Origin of the sequence: Acinetobacter sp. S4400-12 (assembly GCF_024129495.1) — a bacterium.
GTDB lineage: Bacteria > Pseudomonadota > Gammaproteobacteria > Pseudomonadales > Moraxellaceae > Acinetobacter > Acinetobacter lwoffii_C.
The window spans coordinates 1-17103 of record NZ_JAMXYB010000019.1 but is presented as its reverse complement, the minus strand read 5'-3'; the positions used below and the strand labels follow the sequence as shown (position 1 = coordinate 17103).

At 43.0% G+C, this 17103-nt stretch carries 15 protein-coding genes and 1 pseudogene; 10 read left to right on the top strand and 6 right to left on the bottom strand.

The features are described 5' to 3' along the window. The first annotated feature begins 56 nt into the window (after positions 1-56). The 7 genes from NI461_RS08975 (at position 57) to fdx (ending at position 5465) form a co-directional block, all read left to right on the top strand. Complete coding sequence (locus tag NI461_RS08975) at positions 57-530, top strand: Rrf2 family transcriptional regulator (RefSeq protein ID WP_151203955.1); 474 nt, start codon at positions 57-59, stop codon at positions 528-530. 1 nt (position 531) lies between these two features. Beyond that, complete coding sequence (locus NI461_RS08970) at positions 532-1749, top strand: IscS subfamily cysteine desulfurase (protein WP_151203954.1); 1218 nt, start codon at positions 532-534, stop codon at positions 1747-1749. 105 nt (positions 1750-1854) lie between these two features. Beyond that, on the top strand, positions 1855-2241 hold the full coding sequence (gene iscU, locus NI461_RS08965; protein WP_151203953.1) for a Fe-S cluster assembly scaffold IscU: 387 nt from the start codon (positions 1855-1857) through the stop codon (positions 2239-2241). A gap of 35 nt (positions 2242-2276) precedes the next feature. Continuing rightward, positions 2277-2597 carry an iron-sulfur cluster assembly protein IscA gene (gene iscA / locus NI461_RS08960; protein WP_151207853.1) on the top strand — a complete coding sequence of 107 codons (321 nt, stop codon included), beginning with the start codon at positions 2277-2279 and terminating at the stop codon, positions 2595-2597. 102 nt (positions 2598-2699) lie between these two features. Further along, complete coding sequence (gene hscB, locus NI461_RS08955) at positions 2700-3212, top strand: Fe-S protein assembly co-chaperone HscB (protein ID WP_151203951.1); 513 nt, start codon at positions 2700-2702, stop codon at positions 3210-3212. 39 nt (positions 3213-3251) lie between these two features. Continuing rightward, positions 3252-5111: a Fe-S protein assembly chaperone HscA gene (gene hscA / locus NI461_RS08950; protein ID WP_253157100.1), complete on the top strand. Its 1860-nt coding sequence runs from the start codon at positions 3252-3254 to the stop codon at positions 5109-5111. A gap of 15 nt (positions 5112-5126) precedes the next feature. Beyond that, entirely contained in the window at positions 5127-5465 is a 339-nt protein-coding gene (fdx, locus tag NI461_RS08945; protein WP_151203949.1) for an ISC system 2Fe-2S type ferredoxin, read from the top strand. Between the two features lie 295 nt (positions 5466-5760). Here the strand turns inward: fdx and NI461_RS08940 are convergent, their stop codons facing one another. From NI461_RS08940 to aspA, 5 genes are all read right to left on the bottom strand, one after another. After that, the gene (locus NI461_RS08940; RefSeq protein WP_174659911.1) at positions 5761-7224 is read right to left on the bottom strand and encodes an adenylate/guanylate cyclase domain-containing protein; all 1464 of its coding nucleotides are present in this window, start codon (positions 7222-7224) and stop codon (positions 5761-5763) included. 54 nt (positions 7225-7278) lie between these two features. After that, on the bottom strand, positions 7279-7713 hold the full coding sequence (locus NI461_RS08935; RefSeq protein WP_151203947.1) for an HIT domain-containing protein: 435 nt from the start codon (positions 7711-7713) through the stop codon (positions 7279-7281). 222 nt (positions 7714-7935) lie between these two features. Next, positions 7936-11400: a transcription-repair coupling factor gene (gene mfd, locus NI461_RS08930; RefSeq protein WP_174659912.1), complete on the bottom strand. Its 3465-nt coding sequence runs from the start codon at positions 11398-11400 to the stop codon at positions 7936-7938. A gap of 124 nt (positions 11401-11524) precedes the next feature. Continuing rightward, entirely contained in the window at positions 11525-11884 is a 360-nt protein-coding gene (locus NI461_RS08925; RefSeq protein WP_174659913.1) for a hypothetical protein, read from the bottom strand. Between the two features lie 124 nt (positions 11885-12008). Next, on the bottom strand, positions 12009-13460 hold the full coding sequence (aspA, locus tag NI461_RS08920; protein WP_174659914.1) for an aspartate ammonia-lyase: 1452 nt from the start codon (positions 13458-13460) through the stop codon (positions 12009-12011). A 411-nt stretch (positions 13461-13871) separates the two neighbouring features. Here aspA and NI461_RS14300 point away from each other — a divergent pair. The 3 genes and pseudogenes from NI461_RS14300 to NI461_RS08905 form a co-directional block, all read left to right on the top strand. Continuing rightward, positions 13872-14109: pseudogene (locus tag NI461_RS14300) on the top strand (sodium:proline symporter); the annotation flags it as partial. A gap of 355 nt (positions 14110-14464) precedes the next feature. Continuing rightward, entirely contained in the window at positions 14465-15547 is a 1083-nt protein-coding gene (trmA, locus tag NI461_RS08910; RefSeq protein ID WP_174659915.1) for a tRNA (uridine(54)-C5)-methyltransferase TrmA, read from the top strand. Positions 15548-15788: 241 nt separating this feature from the next. Next, positions 15789-16013, top strand: coding sequence for a hypothetical protein (locus tag NI461_RS08905; protein ID WP_151203942.1), 225 nt, complete (start codon positions 15789-15791; stop codon positions 16011-16013). 661 nt (positions 16014-16674) lie between these two features. Here NI461_RS08905 and NI461_RS08900 read toward each other — a convergent pair. After that, a partial coding sequence (locus NI461_RS08900) for an IS5 family transposase (protein ID WP_253157098.1) occupies positions 16675-17103 on the bottom strand: 429 nt, incomplete at its 5' end.

Sequence of the window (17103 nt, the reverse complement as noted above, 5' to 3'; positions counted from 1 at the left end):
AATTTAGTCGGGATTCATAAAATCGATACATCTAGTCTAACTATGTGTATCGAATCATGCGCCTAACCACTCGCGGTCGCTACGCAGTGACTGCTTTACTTGATCTAGCTTTGCAGCCATCTGAAAAAACGATTACGCTCGCTGAAATTGCAGCACGTCAAACCATTTCTGTTGCTTATCTTGAGCAGTTATTTGCAAAACTTAAGCGCCATGGCTTAGTTTCAAGTGTTCGCGGAGCGAATGGTGGTTACCATTTAGCGCGTAATGCAGATGAAATCACTGTATTAGCAATTATTGAAGCTGTAAATGAAACAGTTGATGCTACTCGCTGTGACCATAAAGGCAACTGCCAGAATGGAGCGATGTGCCTGACTCATGATTTATGGCAAGAACTCTCCCATCACATAGCCGATTATCTCGCGAAAATCTCACTGGCTGATCTGGTCGCACGTGACAACGTACAAACCGTGTCATTACGCCAAAACTCACCAAATTTTGATTCAGACCTTTTATCGGTTACAGGTATTTGACATGAAACGTCCGATTTATCTTGACTATGCAGCAACAACTCCGGTAGATCCTCAAGTTGCAGAACGTATGATGGAATGCTTAACTTTCGAAGGTACCTTCGGTAATGCGGCATCCCGTTCACATGCTTATGGCTGGCAAGCGGAAGAAAAAGTTGAATACGCACGTGAACAGGTGGCGAATTTAATTAAAGCAGACCCGCGTGAAATCGTTTGGACTTCAGGCGCAACCGAATCTGATAACCTTGCACTTAAAGGTGTTGCACATTTCTATGCATCGAAAGGCAAGCACATCATTACTTCTAAAATTGAGCATAAAGCTATTTTAGATACATGTCGTGAACTAGAATCTGAAGGTTTCGAAATCACCTATCTTGAGCCACAACCAAAAACAGGTTTAATCACACCGGAAATGGTTCAGGAAGCTCTTCGCCCAGATACTATTCTTGTTTCCCTGATGATGGTAAATAACGAGATTGGCACGGTGACTGATGTTGCCGCAATTGGTGAAATCACTCGCGCTAACAAAATATTCTTCCACGTGGATGCAGCTCAGGCTGCGGGCAAGGTTGAAATTGACCTGTCTACCTTAAAAGTAGATTTAATGAGTTTCTCGGCTCACAAAATCTATGGTCCTAAAGGTATAGGCGCCCTGTTTGTACGTCGTAGCCCACGTGTACGCTTAAAAGCGGAAATGCACGGTGGCGGTCATGAACGAGGTATGCGTTCTGGTACGCTTGCAACTCACCAGATCGTTGGTATGGGTGAAGCGTTTGAACTGGCAGGTAAAAACTTGGAATCTGAGCAAGCACGTTTACGTATATTACGTGACAAGCTTTGGAATGGCCTGCAAGACCTTGAGCAGGTATTCCTGAACGGCCATCCGACTCAAAACGTCGCCAACTATCTAAACGTAAGCTTTAACTTCGTTGAAGGTGAATCTTTAATGATGGCTCTGAAAGATGCAGCAGTATCTTCAGGTTCAGCATGTACTTCTGCGACGCTAGAACCGTCTTATGTATTACGTGCATTAGGTCTATCTGACGAGCTTGCACATAGTTCGATCCGCTTCAGCTTTGGTAAATACACCACTGAAGAAGATATCGATCATGTTTTAACTATCACTAAAGCTGCTGTTGAGAAATTACGTGAACTTTCTCCGCTTTGGGATATGTACAAAGAAGGTATCGACCTTTCTACTGTTGAATGGGCTGAACACTAATTTTTGAGCTTGAGATAGCCATCTAAGTATTGCTATCTCATTGATAAAAAATTTTTAATCCCCATATTTAATATTAAGGCTGACCCCGAGTTTTGGAGAAGCAACATGGCTTATAGCGAAAAAGTAATTGATCATTACGAAAACCCTCGTAATGTTGGTATTTTAGATAAAAATGCTGAAAACGTTGGTACAGGTATGGTCGGTGCACCAGCGTGTGGCGATGTAATGCGTTTACAGATTCAAGTAAACAATGAAGGTGTCATTGAGGAAGCACGTTTTAAAACGTATGGTTGTGGTTCTGCAATTGCTTCCAGCTCTTTGGTGACTGAGTGGTTGAAAGGTAAAACTCTAGACCAAGCACAAGCGATCAAAAATATTGATATCGCCACTGAACTGGCCCTTCCACCGGTTAAAGTTCACTGCTCTGTACTGGCTGAAGATGCGATTAAGGCAGCTGTCGAAGATTATCGCAATAAACAGTCTAAGGCTTGATCCTTCGTTTTTAAAGAAAGATTTATGGAGTTTTCATGATCAATTTAACTGAAAATGCTGCAACTCATATCAGCAATTACCTCAAAAATCGCGGTAAGGGTGAAGGCATTCGCGTTGGTGTGAAAACTTCAGGCTGTTCTGGCTTGGCTTATGTACTCGAATTCGTCGATGAAATCGATACACATGATCAGGTCTTTGAACAGTTTGGCGTTAAAGTATTCATTGACCCGAAAAGTCTGGTTTATCTTGATGGTCTGGAAATGGACTATGTCAAGAATGGCCTTAATGAAGGTTTTGAGTTTAACAACCCGAACAAAAAAGGTGAATGTGGGTGTGGTGAGTCTTTCACAGTCTAATCATAGTCGCCCTCCCTTATACAATTAAAACAGTGTAGTTCACACTGTTTTAATTGTATTTATACATTATTTTTTGCCCATTAATTGCGGATTTCACCTCCCATGAATCATTTTGAGCTGTTCAATCTTCCCGTAGCACTCGATATTGATTTGGCTTCTTTAAAAACAGCGTTTTTAAAGTTACAGCAACAATATCACCCGGATAAAGCTGAAGACAAAGATCAAGCATTGATTAAATCAAGTGAAATCAATCAGGCCTTCAAAATCCTGTCTGCTGTTGATAGCCGTGCCGCCTATCTGCTCTCGTTAAAGAAACAAGATTATCATCTCGATCAATCGATCAGTGATTTTGAGTTCTTGCAGGATGCACTGGACATTCGTGAACAACTCGATGATGCAATATCTGCAGAAGAGCTGGCTTCTCTAAAAGTTGAAGTCCAGCAATGGATTGATGGTCTGGTCCGTGAATTCAAGATTGACTACACAGATGAAGACTGGGCTGAAGCTCGTGATACAGTGCGCAAATTACGCTTCTTTGTTAAAGTCATGGCCGACATCGACAAGGCAGAAGACCGCCTTCTGGATGATGACAGCTTTGACCTTGATGATTTTTGATTTTCCTCTTTAATTTTAACGTGCAAAGGATGTAATACGATGGCTCTCTTGCAGATCGCAGAACCAGGTCAATCAAATGCACCACATGAACACCGCATTGCGATTGGTATAGATTTAGGCACCACCCACTCTTTGGTTGCCACGGTTCTTTCAGGTAAAGCCAAAGTACTTAATGATGAACAAGGTCGTGTATTACTTCCTTCTATCGTTCATTATTCAGAGCAAAGCACTCAGTACGGCAATGACGCTGTACCTTTTATTACCACTGATCCTCAAAATACGATTGTCTCCATAAAACGTTTTATGGGTCGCTCAAAAGCAGATATTAAATTTCAGCATCCTTATGCCTTGGTCGGCGAAGCCAATGAAATGCCCGCCTTTGAAACTACACAAGGCCGTAAAACGCCAGTCGAAATTTCAGCTGAAATTTTAAAGCAACTATTAAACCGTGCTGAATCGAGCCTGCAAAACCCTATCAATGGTGCAGTCATTACCGTTCCTGCCTATTTTGATGAAGCACAACGCCAGGCAACACGTGATGCTGCTCAGCTTGCCGGCTTGAATGTTTTACGCTTGTTAAACGAGCCAACTGCCGCAGCGGTTGCCTATGGTCTGGACCAGGAAAGCAACCTCAGTACCGACCGCAACCATGTCATTTATGACTTGGGTGGCGGTACATTCGACGTTTCAATTTTGCGTTTTGCTCAAGGTGTATTTGAAGTTCTGGCCACGGGTGGTCATACGGCACTTGGTGGTGATGACCTGGATCGGCTAATTGTCAAATGGGCGAAGAAAGAACTTCATATTGAAACGCTAAGTGATGCAGAACATGCCCACTTCGTGGTTGCAGCTCGTAAAGCCAAAGAAGCCCTATCAAATGCTGATTCTGTTGAGTTAAAGCTACTGGATCAGGCCTTAACGCTTGACCGCCCTACTTTTGAAGGCATTATCAAAGTTGCGCTGGACAAAACCATTAGCGTTTGTAAACGTGTACTGCGTGATGCCAAGCTAGAACTGGATGATATTCAAAACGTTGTTCTTGTAGGGGGTTCGACCCGCTCCTATGCCGTTCAGAAAGCAGTGCGTGAGGTCTTTAACCAGGAACCTTTATGTACCATCAACCCGGATGAAGTGGTTGCAATTGGTGCCTCGATTACAGCGAATCAGCTGATTGGCAACAGTAAAGACGGTTCTTTATTATTAGATGTAACACCTTTGTCCTTAGGTCTTGAAACCATGGGCGGACTGGTTGAGCGTTTAATTTCACGCAATACTGCAATTCCGGTTGCACGCCGTCAGGAGTTTACCACCTATCAGGATGGCCAAACTGCCATGTTAATTCACGTGGTGCAAGGTGAGCGCGATCTGGTAGAACATTGCCGCAGTTTAGGCCGCTTTGTACTGCATGGTATTCCTCCGATGACCGCGGGTCAGGCACGTATTGAAGTCACCTTTCAGGTCGATGCAGATGGTCTGTTAACCGTTTCTGCCAAGGAAATGACTTCGGGTGTAAGTGCACAAATTGACATCAAACCCTCTTATGGTTTATCAAGCGAAGATACCGAGCGTCTGCTTTTAGAAGGTTATCAGTTTGCAGAGGAAGATAAAAATCTTCGTCATTTGCAGGAAACCAAGGTAGAAGCACAGCGTGAACTTGAAGCACTGGTTCAGGCCTTGAAAGTAGATGTACATTTGATGTCTGAACAGCAACTTGCGGAGCTGACTGCTGCGCAGACTCGGCTTGAAGCAGAACTGCAAGGCGATGATGTCAGAACCATTGAATCTGCGGTTGAACAGCTTAAAATACATAGTGATGCCTTTGCTGCACTGCGTATGAATCAACATATTGATGCTGCCCTGAAAGGCACCAAACTCGACGACTGGTCAAACTCAAACTAATTTAAGGTAAAGACTATGCCACGTATTAAAGTTCTTCCTCATGCGCAAATTTGTCCAGAAGGTGCGGAGTTTGACGTTGAACAAGATGCAAATTTGTGCGAAAGCCTGTTAAAAAATGGAATCAAGATTGAACATGCCTGTGATATGTCATGTGCATGTACCACCTGTCATGTGATCGTACGTCGCGGCTTTGACAGCCTTGAAGAAATGAATGATGTGGAAGCTGACCTGCTGGATCGTGCCTGGGGTCTTGAACCTGATTCTCGCTTGTCTTGTCAGGTTAAAATAGTCGATGAAGATCTGGAAGTCGAAATTCCAAAATACACGATTAACCACGCTTCTGAAAACCATTAAAATATCCAAATAAAAAACCACGCTTCGGCGTGGTTTTTTATTCTTAGATTAGCATTTGAAGTGCAACACTATGTGGCTGTCATACTACCTGACTCAGACTTTTAAAGCCGAGTTTTTCTTGAGCAAATAAATATAATGCATGATACAACTTTGACTGTGATCGGTCGGAAGTAGAATGCCCGTTCATCTTACTTCCTTCCAATAATTTAATCTCTGTTGCACTTCCTTTGAAGTCTAAGATTGATCACATGATTTTAAAAAGTGGAACAATCTGAGCTTTATGATATTTAGCTTGCTATCTGATTGTTTCAGGCGGCACAGTTTCAATTACTTCATCTTCAAGTTTTAACTTCACAATACCCTGTGAATTTGTCAGTTTCTGCTGGGTTTCAATCCGCTTGATCATTCTTTCCAGAACTTCAATCAGGTTCGGATAGTCAAAATTTTGCACTTCATCCAGATTAAGCAGTAAATGAAAGCCTTTATATTCATAATCAAACCAGCGCTGATACTCCACCTTTTGAAAAGCATATCTTTCCATCACTTGCCAGGTTCTTACGGGTGCTTTGATCCCCTTCAGGAAAATCGGTTTTTTCGGTGCACACAGATAATCATTTTTGATCAAGTTATGCGTATCATCTGAAATCAGAATTTCATCTACTTCTGCGGCACTTTGCAATCGGGCCGCAAGATTGGCATCTCGTCCTACAATGGTATAAGCCATGCGGTGATTAGCCCCATAATTGCCTACGTGACAATAACCGGTTGAAATCCCCATACGGATATGCAAAGGTGGATAACCCATTTTAACCCAGCGTTCGCGCAGCAATTTCATTTGTTGACGCATAGCCAGTGCCATTTCCAGACAGTTTTTGGCATCCTGCTCGACTCCTTCCGAGTTTGGATCACCAAAGAAAATCAGAATGGCATCCCCCATGAATTTATCGACAGTTGCCTCATATTTTTTGGCAATTTCAGTCATATGACTTAAATAGTCATTGAGCAGGAAAGCCAGGTCATCTGGAATCAGGGTTTCAGAAAGTTCAGTAAAGCCTTGAATATCCGAAAAGAAAATAGTCAGTTTTTTACGCTTGTATTCGATTTTTGCCTCAGACTCACCTTTCATGATCGATTGCCACAGCTGGACTGGCGCATAGCGGCTCAGCTGGTTGGCGAACTCCATGTAACGGTTCATCTGGTCAAAATAGTGATTTTTCTTTTTGGTCATGTATTGCACACGACCACTTTGATAAAAACTTCCCACCCCAAAATACATCATTAGGCAGATAAAGCCCAGAATAGTCAGCTCACTACTACTCTGTTCAAAATAATTACCCAACCCAAAAACCAGAATAGCAGACAGGTAAAATACTGTCGTTCCGATAAGACTGGCCAGCGTCGACATTAAAAATGAGATTTTGTTACTGATTGCCGTATATAACAGTGCGGAAAGGCCCAGGAAAGAAAGAACCAGATCCAGATGTACTGCTGCGAGCACCACCGACACCACAGCCACATCAATAATAAAAAATACATTACGCTTGATGTTGGAGTTATAGCGATAGGTCAGCCACTGCGACAGCTTAGGACTAAGCAGTAGCAGTAGAACCAGCAGAAAAGGGATAAAAATCTGGTAACTGGTATCTGGAACAGTTTGGTGATAGACGACCAGCACCAAAGACAACATGATATATCCCATCAAGCGATGAAAATATTCAAAGCGTCTTGGCTCTTGATGCATCCAGTCGTCTAATTGCACTCAATCACTCTCTTAGGTCTATATCCATGAATGGACTATAGTAGCCTGCATGAATCAGTCCATACGCCAATCGAATGGCATATCGCCCTGACCGCGTAACGCCAGCATCAGGGTCTGGCGCATATGTGCCAATACTTCATTATTATAAGGCACCGCCGGTGTACCCCATACCGGTTTAGGCCATGCCACATCGTTCTGATAACGAACCACATGATGAAAATGCAATTGCGGCACCATATTACCCAGCGCAGCCACATTCATTTTATCAGCACGAAATACGCGGGAAAGCTGACTAGATAACCAGCTTGACTCACGCAGGAACTGTTCCTGGTCAGCTTGGCTTAATTCATATAATTCGGTAACGCCCGGTACACGTGGTACCAGAATGAGCCACGGAAATTGCATATCATTCATCAAACGACATGTTGACAAAGGAAAGTCGCCTACAAAAAACGTATCTTGAGCAAGTTGTGGATGCAAACTAAACATATCTTTATAAATGATGCAAAATTAGAATGATGACCAATACTATCATATCCAATTAGGACTGAGTATTATCCTCAGTCACATTCGGGGCAATTTTGTATGATTTATTCAGTACAAAATACCAATCATCTCTTTCAATAATTGCCTGAAAAAACAGCGCAGTATTCACACGCGTATTCAGATGGAACAGCGTGTGAATCTGTCTCCTGTCTGAGACTGCAAATTTCAATGCAGCTGTATTAATAAACTCTCCAGCAAATCACTGATGAACTGGATCCGTTTTTGATAATCTTCCAGCATGACCATGATTTTCAGGCGCTGCCCTCCATCCATCCTAAAGTAGGTTGGATGTTTCTGCATCATCTGGATAATACTCATTGCTTGCACCGGCGTATCTGGCGCAAACTCGATATGTCCGCCATGAGCGCTGACATCAATCTTGGTAATGCCAAGCTGTTCAGCTTTAAGACGCAGCTGATGGACAGCAAATAACTGTTTGACGGGTTGTGGAGGAATACCAAAACGGTCGATCAGTTCCATACGGATATTGTCGAGCTTTTCCTGAGTATCGGTATTACTGATGCGTTTATAGAACAATAAGCGCTGATGCACATCACCGAGATACTCATCTGGAATCAAAGCTGGCATATGCAGGTTGATTTCCGCAGTGAGCGTCAGGGGTGCATCAAAATTCGGCGTCTTGCCTTTTTGGATGGCTTTGGTGGCTTTTTCCAGCATTTCCATATACAGGCTATAACCAATCGCCTGCATCGAACCACTTTGCTGTTCACCCAAGAGTTCCCCAGCACCGCGAATTTCCAGATCTTCTGTGGCCAGCATAAAACCGGCACCCAAGGTGGCTGCACGTTGAATCGCTTCCAGACGTTTTTCGGCATCTCCCTTTAAGCCTTTAAGCGAAGGCACCAACAGATAGGCATAAGCTTGATGATGGGAACGACCGACACGGCCTCGCAGCTGGTGTAACTGTGCCAGACCTAGCTTGTCTGCCCGTTCAATAATGATGGTATTGGCATTCGGCACATCAATCCCGGTTTCAATAATGGTCGAACATACCAGCACATTATATTCTTTATGATAAAAACGCTGCATGACCTGCTCAAGTTCACGTTCACGCATCTGGCCATGGGCCACCACCACCCGTGCTTCCGGCACCAGATTGCGGATATTTTCTGCAGCACGTTCAATGGTATTAACTTCATTATGCAGGAAATAAACCTGACCGCCGCGCAGCAGTTCGCGCAGAATCGCCTCTTTAATTGTGTCGTTGGTATGTTCCTGTACAAAGGTTTTTACTGCCAGACGGCGTGCTGGTGGCGTGGCAATAATCGACAAATCGCGCATGCCACTAAAAGCCATATTCAGGGTGCGTGGAATTGGCGTTGCAGTTAAAGTCAGCATATCTACATCGGCACGCATGGCTTTAATCCGTTCTTTATCACGCACGCCGAAACGATGCTCTTCATCGACAATCATCAGCCCAAGATTATGGAACTGGACATTTTCCTGCAAAAGCTTGTGCGTACCGATGACAATATCGACTTTACCCTCGGCCAGATCTTCCAGGGTTTTACTATGCGTCTTGGAAGAGCCAAAACGGGACAGGACTTCAATACGTACAGGCCAGTCCGCAAAACGGTCCTTGAAGGACTCATAATGTTGCTGGGCGAGCAAGGTAGTCGGCACCAAAACCGCTACCTGCCGGTTATTTTGCACAGCAACAAATGCGGCACGCATGGCGACTTCGGTTTTACCAAAACCCACATCACCACAGACCAGTCGATCCATTGGTTTGGCCTGCTGCATATCATATAAAGTTGCTTCAATGGCATTGGCCTGATCTGGCGTTTCCTCATAGGCAAAGCCACTGGCAAATTGCATATACAGGCTTTGATCCAGTTCAAAACTGATGCCTGGCTTGGAAAAACGGCGTGCCTGAATATGCAGCAATTCGGCTGCAACATCATGAATCTGCTCTAAAGCTTTACGCTTGGCTTTATTCCAGGCATCGGTTCCGAGCTTGTGCAAAGGTGCTAAATCAGGATCACCGCCACTATAACGGCTGATCAGATGCAAATTCGTCACCGGCACATAAACTTTGGCACCCTCGGCATAGTCCAGCTGCAAAAATTCATGATCCTGATCATCGATACTAAGGGTAATCAGACCAGCATAACGCCCAACGCCATAATCAATATGTACAACTGGTGCACCAATACTGAGTTCGGTCAGGCTACGGATCAGGAACTCTTCTGACACCTCCTGCTGGCGCTTGCGGCGGCGTTGCACCACACGATGCTCATACAACTGGTTTTCAGAAATCACACTCAGATGATCGGTCAGGACTAGGCCACGCTCTAGAGGTGCACTGGTAATGGCAATCGCATGCAGAGATTCAACAAAGGCATTAAAACTGTCTACAGTGGGCATATCCCCGAGGCTTGGACGCAAAGCATCTTTTAAAGTTTCGCGGCGACCCGCACTTTCAGCCACCAGCAAGACCGGATGATTGGCAGCATCAATATATTTTTTGACTTCAGTAAAAGGTTTTTCGCGTTTCGGATCAACAGGCAGTCGTGGCGGGACTTGGGTATCCAGATTAATTACGCCGGCTTTTTCCTCAAATGGCTCTTGCGCGGCAATAATACGACTAAACTGATTTAGCTGTTCCAATAGCTGATTGGTCGGACTAAATAAAGTGTCAGGCGGTAAAATCGGCTGATCTATATTATGGCGACGATCTTCATAACGGCGCACGACATCTTGCCAGAATTGTTCCAGACTTTGTTCCAAAGCCTTGTCTGTAATGACAATGCCATTCTTTGGTAAGTACGAAATAAGGGTGCTTTGACCAGCTTGCATTGCCTCAGCACTGAAAAATAAAGGTAAATAGAATTCAATCCCGGGGGAAGCAATACCATCCATTACATCCTGATAGAGTGGATTCTTCTTTGGATTGGCAGTAGGAAAAAATTCAGCATAACGGTCGCGGAAAGTAGCACGGCCTTCTTTGAGTGGAAATTCCTGGGCGGGCAATACGGTAAACTGCTCCAGCATCTGGGTCGTACGCTGGGTTTCCGGATCAAAAAATTTCAGTGTTTCAATTTCATCATCGAACAGATCAATACGAATCGGCGCATCCTGACCTGAGGCGTAAATATCAATAATACTGCCGCGTACCGCAAATTCACCATGGTCATACACCGTATCGACCAGATGATAGCCAGCTTGAATCAATTTTTTCTTCTGTTGTTCCAGATCAAGCTTTTGACCGACACGAATATCAAAATGCTCACCCAGAATCCATGACGTCGGTGCAACACGCTGCGCCAAAGTAGAGGCAGACAACAGCAACACACCGCTTTGTGGCATATTTGATAAAATAGCCAGACGTTCCGAGACAATATCTTGGTGCGGCGACAAACGGTCGTAAGGCAAAATCTCCCAATCCGGAAAAATGATGGGCTTAATCCCATAAAATTCCAGCTCACTTTCCAGTTGCCCCAAGTGCTGATTATTGCGCGCGATGATCACAAACAGACGCGACTGCTGCTGCCTGATTATTTCTTTCAGCAATAATGCAGTAGACGAGCCTTGCAGATTACCTAACCAGCGTTTCTCGCCTGCTTTGAGCCTAGGTAAATTAAGTTGGGAAATTTCTTGTTGGAACATGTATATAGCTTTAAAGTCTAAACAACATGGCGCTTATATTATCACGATGATCCAGTGCGCTTTCGTTATTTTTATGCAGTCCTGATCATTCCGCTATAGAGTATGAAGTTCATGTGTCGCTAGCCTATTTTTGGTCGCGTAAAAACTGACGATAATAGTCATTCAATTTCTTGACAATTGTTTTAAATTGCAGCAGGTTTTCTTCGGTATTCGCCAGAGGCTGATTAAAGCGCTGATGCGCAATTTCCAGATCAATCTTTTCATTGATAATCATCGCGCTAGAATAAAGTTGCGCCAGATCATCAAAACTTTTCATGCGGCGATTGGATAAATACTCCAGACGTGCTCCCAGTTCCTGATTGAGTTGAATTCCATCAACGATATATCCTGTACCTTCTACATATTGGATATTCTGTTCTTCCAGATAAAGCTGTGCTGGAGAAGATTTATTGGATTGAAAGAGTTTAGTGATTTTATCAAACATGTTTTGCAGCAATTCCAGTTCATCTCAAGGTCGGTATATAGTCTAGATGAAAAAGCCCCAAACCCACATGAGGATTTGAGGCAAATGGCTAAAATCAGTACTTTTTGATTAAAGCCTAGAACTTTTAAGACACCTGTTCTAGTGGGCTCACTTCATTGGGTACTTCTGAAACCAGATTTTCAAAAGCGAAGATTTCATCCAGCTGCTGTTCAGTCAACAGGCCCAGCTCCAATACAACTTGTGGAACAGTTTTATTTTCACGGATACACTGTTTTCCGATTTCATCACAGGCTGCATGTCCCAATAACGGATCAAGCAGAGTGATAATTCCAATACTGCGCATTACAGCATCCAGACAGTTCTGTTCATTAACTTCAATGCCTTCAATACATTTTTGCTGTAAGGTCTGCATCCCTTGAGTGAGCAATTGAATTGATTCATTCAGAGAAATGGCGATCACAGGTTCCATGACATTGAGTTGTAATTGGCCTGCTTCTGCTGCCATGGTAATGGTCAAGTCATTCCCAATGACACGGAAGGCAATCTGGTTAACGACTTCTGGAATAACCGGATTGACCTTGGCGGGCATAATAGATGAACCCGCCTGTAATTCTGGTAAACGGATTTCCGCCAGACCTGTACGCGGTCCAGAGCTTAAGAGACGCAAGTCATTACAGATTTTAGAGAGTTTCACCGCCAGACGTTTTAAACTGCTAGACAGAATAATAAATGCCCCACAGTCGCTGGTGGCTTCTACATAATCTTCAGCTTGTTTTAAAGGCAGGCCTGTAATTTTCGCTAAATTTTCGATCACATGCTTGGCATAACCTGAAGGCGTGTTGACACCGGTTCCAATTGCAGTAGCTCCCAGATTCACCTCAAGCAATAACTGGCGCAGTTGCTCAATCAGCTTAAAATCTTCCTTTAATAAAGTTGCAAAAGCCCGGAATTCCTGCTCCATGGTCATTGGCACTGCATCCTGCAACTGGGTACGCCCCATCTTGATCACATGCTGAAATTCAAGCGCTTTGCTATATAGGCTCTCAGTTAAGGATTTAAGCGCAGTTAAGAGCTCATCTATTCGAGTATATGTGGCCAGACGCAAAGCCGTAGGATAGACATCATTGGTAGACTGGGAAGTATTCACATGATCATTCGGATGAAGAAGCTGGTACTCTCCTTTACCATGCCCCATCAGCTCCAGCGCCCGATTGGCAATAACCTCATTGGCATTCATATTCACGGAAGTACCCGCACCGCCCTGATAAGGATCAAGTGGAAATGAAGCCTTCCAGTCTTGCGGCCGCTGAATCAGTTCATCACAAGCTTGCTGAATAGCAATACTTTGCTGTTTTGAAATTTTCTGAAAATGCAAGTTACTTTGGGCCGCAGCTTTTTTAACCTGTGCCAGAGCACGAATAAAATGAGACTCCTGGCCCACTACCAATCCTGAAATCTGAAAGTTTTCAAGCGCACGTAAAGTGTGAATTCCATAATAACTGTGCTGTGGTATGTGTTTCTTCCCCAATAAATCCTGTTCAATCCGGGTAGATTCTAGTTGAAGCATATTGTCCATGTAATATTACTCTTGGCGATGATGCACCCCTACGGTGCGGATTTACTATGCGTAGCTGGGCCTGGAATAAAGCAGGCTTTTTCAACAAAATTTGCTACAAATTATATCTAATTTAAGCTTCTTGTTAACTTTGTAATTTTATGTAACAAAAAACTTAAAAGCCAGTAACTTTTTCATACCACTTAAAAATACCCGTCATTAGCCAAAATATAGACAAAATAAGTCTTGGAAAGCGCCTTTTCAGCATTTAAAATAAATTTTCAAAAACAAAAATATTTACAATAAATACACACAAAAGCCGCTAAAATGTTACTAAATATAAACACTCAACTTTATTTGCGGCACTGGCTCATGATTTTGGTACACAAATCATCCAGATGTTGCTTTTATTTTTTTTAAGGATGCTTGCCTATAACTTCTCTAAGTTTCAGCCTGATGACTTTCATACTGATAATTGCCAGGATCAATCAGTTTATATGCCTAGCGTGCAAGCTCCAGTTTTGCTGAATATATTCTGAGCCGAGGGAATCTGGGCAGTCTAGTCACCACACTTTCGGCCAGAACAATTTATCTGTCTGGTTTATCCGCAGTCTGGATTGCGGTAGATTTGATTGTTGGAGCATGGTTGAACTGGTTGCTGCTCGCCGGACATAGAGTTAGTAGGCGCGCATACAAAATATCAGAACCACGGCGTTATCGCTGGCTGCAACTACAACCCTTCTATATATTTGCATTGGGGGGGTCTGACCAGATGTTATTTTTATTTTCTTAGCCATGTCCAGCGAAGCTGTAGACACGCGGGTAATACCAGCCTGATGACCATGTCGGATTAATCAGCCCTTTTAAGCAAGTCTTTCTTTTGCTCTTGATGGCCAAGTTTCTCCCCTTAGAAGATTCGGTCTTTTTTATACAGCCTTCCCCGTGTTTGCCTGAATAATCTTAGGCAGATCAGCAAATTTTTGCTACCATCTCGACTTTCAAGTATTTGCGATGTTTTAGTGCATATGACCTCATCTTATCAGCAACAACTGGATGCCAAAGTTGAACGTATTCGGACGCAATTTGCCGAGTATCAACCACCTGCTTTAGAAGTATTTGAATCTCCAGAACAATACTATCGCATGCGTGCTGAATTCCGTATCTGGCATACTGAAGATGACCTGTTTTATGCCATGTTTGAACGAGATGAAAATAATAATAAAAAAGTCATCCGTATTGACACGTTCCCAATTGTCGATCGGCGCATTAATGAGTTAATGCCCCAGCTCCTCCAAGCATTTAAGGCAGATCCAATTCTGGGGACACGCCTGTTTGAAGTGCATTTTCTGGCGACCTTAAAGGGCGAAGTTCTGGTGTCTCTGATTTATCATCGCAAATTCGATGAAAGCTGGGAACCTGCGGCAAAAGCACTGGCTGAAAAACTCAATATCAAACTGATCGGTCGTAGCCGTGGACAAAAGTTTGTGCTCTCTGACGAATTCGTGATTGAAGAGCTGGCTGTATTTGATCGCCGTTATCAATATAAGCAGATTGAAAGCAGCTTTACGCAGCCTAATGCGCAAGTTTGTCAAAAAATGCTGGAATGGGCATGTGAGGCTGCAGAGCAATCTGATAAAGATTTACTGGAACTGTATTGTGGAAATGGCAATTTCACCCTACCACTCTCCACCAGATTCCGCCGTGTGTTAGCCACCGAACTGGCCAAATCTTCTGTGTATGCCGCTGAATGGAATATCGAACAGAACCATATTGATAATATTCAGGTGGCTCGCCTGTCTGCTGAGGAGTTTACCCAGGCCTATAAGGGTGATCGTACTTTCCGCCGCTTGCAGGAAGCCCAAATTGATATTTCAAGCTATGACTTCAGTACCATTTTTGTCGATCCGCCACGTGCTGGTATAGATGATGAAACGCTTAAACTGTTGCAGCACTTTGAACGAATTATCTATATTTCATGTAATCCGGACACATTACATGACAATTTAAAACAATTAACCCAGACCCATAAAATTAGCAAATTCGCCCTGTTCGATCAGTTTCCTTATACCCATCATATCGAGTCGGGTGTGCTGCTAGAAAAGCGCTAATACTTTGTTTCAATTTATTTTTTAGTTACACAAATGGAGTCTACAGAGACTCCATTTTTTATTTTAAAAATTAAGTACTTACATGAGTCAAAAGGGATCTCAATCAAGAAATATCGTTGAGAACCAGCTTGTCTATCGGAAATTCAAACGACTGTTTGCTGCTTTTATCGCACAGCTTGGCTTGCTTTATTTATTATATTGGCTATATTTCATTCTATGTTAGGTTGTGTATGAAGGCTCTATGAGTTTTTGGCAAAAGTTGTTTTCTGATGAACAACAGAATGATCACAAGAATCAAATTGCTTGTGTTGAAAATGATTGCTCTTGCAAGACAAATGAACAGCTTCTTGAAGCACTATCTAAAGCAACTGAGGAAGATGTTATTATCGGAATCAAAAAGGTTCTCGCTTCTCGCGGCTATAGCCGTAAAGAACTTAATGAACTTCAGCACCTGCCGCTGCAATAAGCAGCTTAGGTCACTTAAAAAAAGCATTTGCGCAAGCAAATGCTTTTTTTATCGCTGAACTTTAATTTTCTGATTTATTTTTAAACGACAACTGCCTATTTTTGAGGTCATTCCACTCCCTGGTCGCTCAGCTAGGCTGTGGTGAGACTGGCCAGAACGTTTTGCTTTAGAGTCAGTCGTGCATACTCACTTTAGCCGTTGGGGCTAAAGCAGGCCTGTGACAGAGGATATTTGAAATGTTGTCATATAAATAGTGACAATGAATATGCCACGTTGAACTCAACGACTGTACGTACTCATCAGCACAGAGCTGGAAAAAACGAGCAAGCGTAATACGTACTAAAAATGGCTTACACACTGAAATTCATCCCCCTACCGGTATTTGAGGCAGCATAACAGGATTTCTTCTGGCTGATGGACAGACTCATGATTTAAATGCTGCTGATGAGCTACTGGACTTATTAAACCAGACTTAGCGCATGGACGAAGTTTACAATTCCAGAGCACTGGTGATTGATCCAATTCATAAAATCAATGGTCAGGTTGATGCCATCTAAAAATTTTGAAGTAAACATCAAGGCCGGTTGACACTTCTTCTATATTTACAAGGTGAGAGTTCTATTTCGCCAGAATTTTTGCTGCTTCATATTAGGGCGTGTCCTCATTTGGCTTTACACCAAATAAACATGCAAGCAATGTAGATCATAGACTGATAATTTCGTGCAAGCTTATCAAATCGGGTAGCAATACCACGGAACTGTTTTAATCTCGCAAATGCATTTTCAACTAAATGTCTTAATTGATATAGATATTTATCAAACTCCTTATTAGACCTCTTACTATTTGATCTCATTGGAATAATGGAAATCATATCCTTATTCTGGGCATATATTCTAATCTGCCCAGCATCATATCCCTTATCAGCAATAAGATAAGTTGCCTCGTCTACAGTATCAATCAGTTGTTTTGCAACTTGACTGTCGTGGACGTCACCCCCAGTGATTTTAAAATCAATCGGTAATCCATTCGCGTCGGTTGCAAGATGTATTTTTGTTGTTCGTCCACCACGTGATTGTCCAATTGCTCTTTT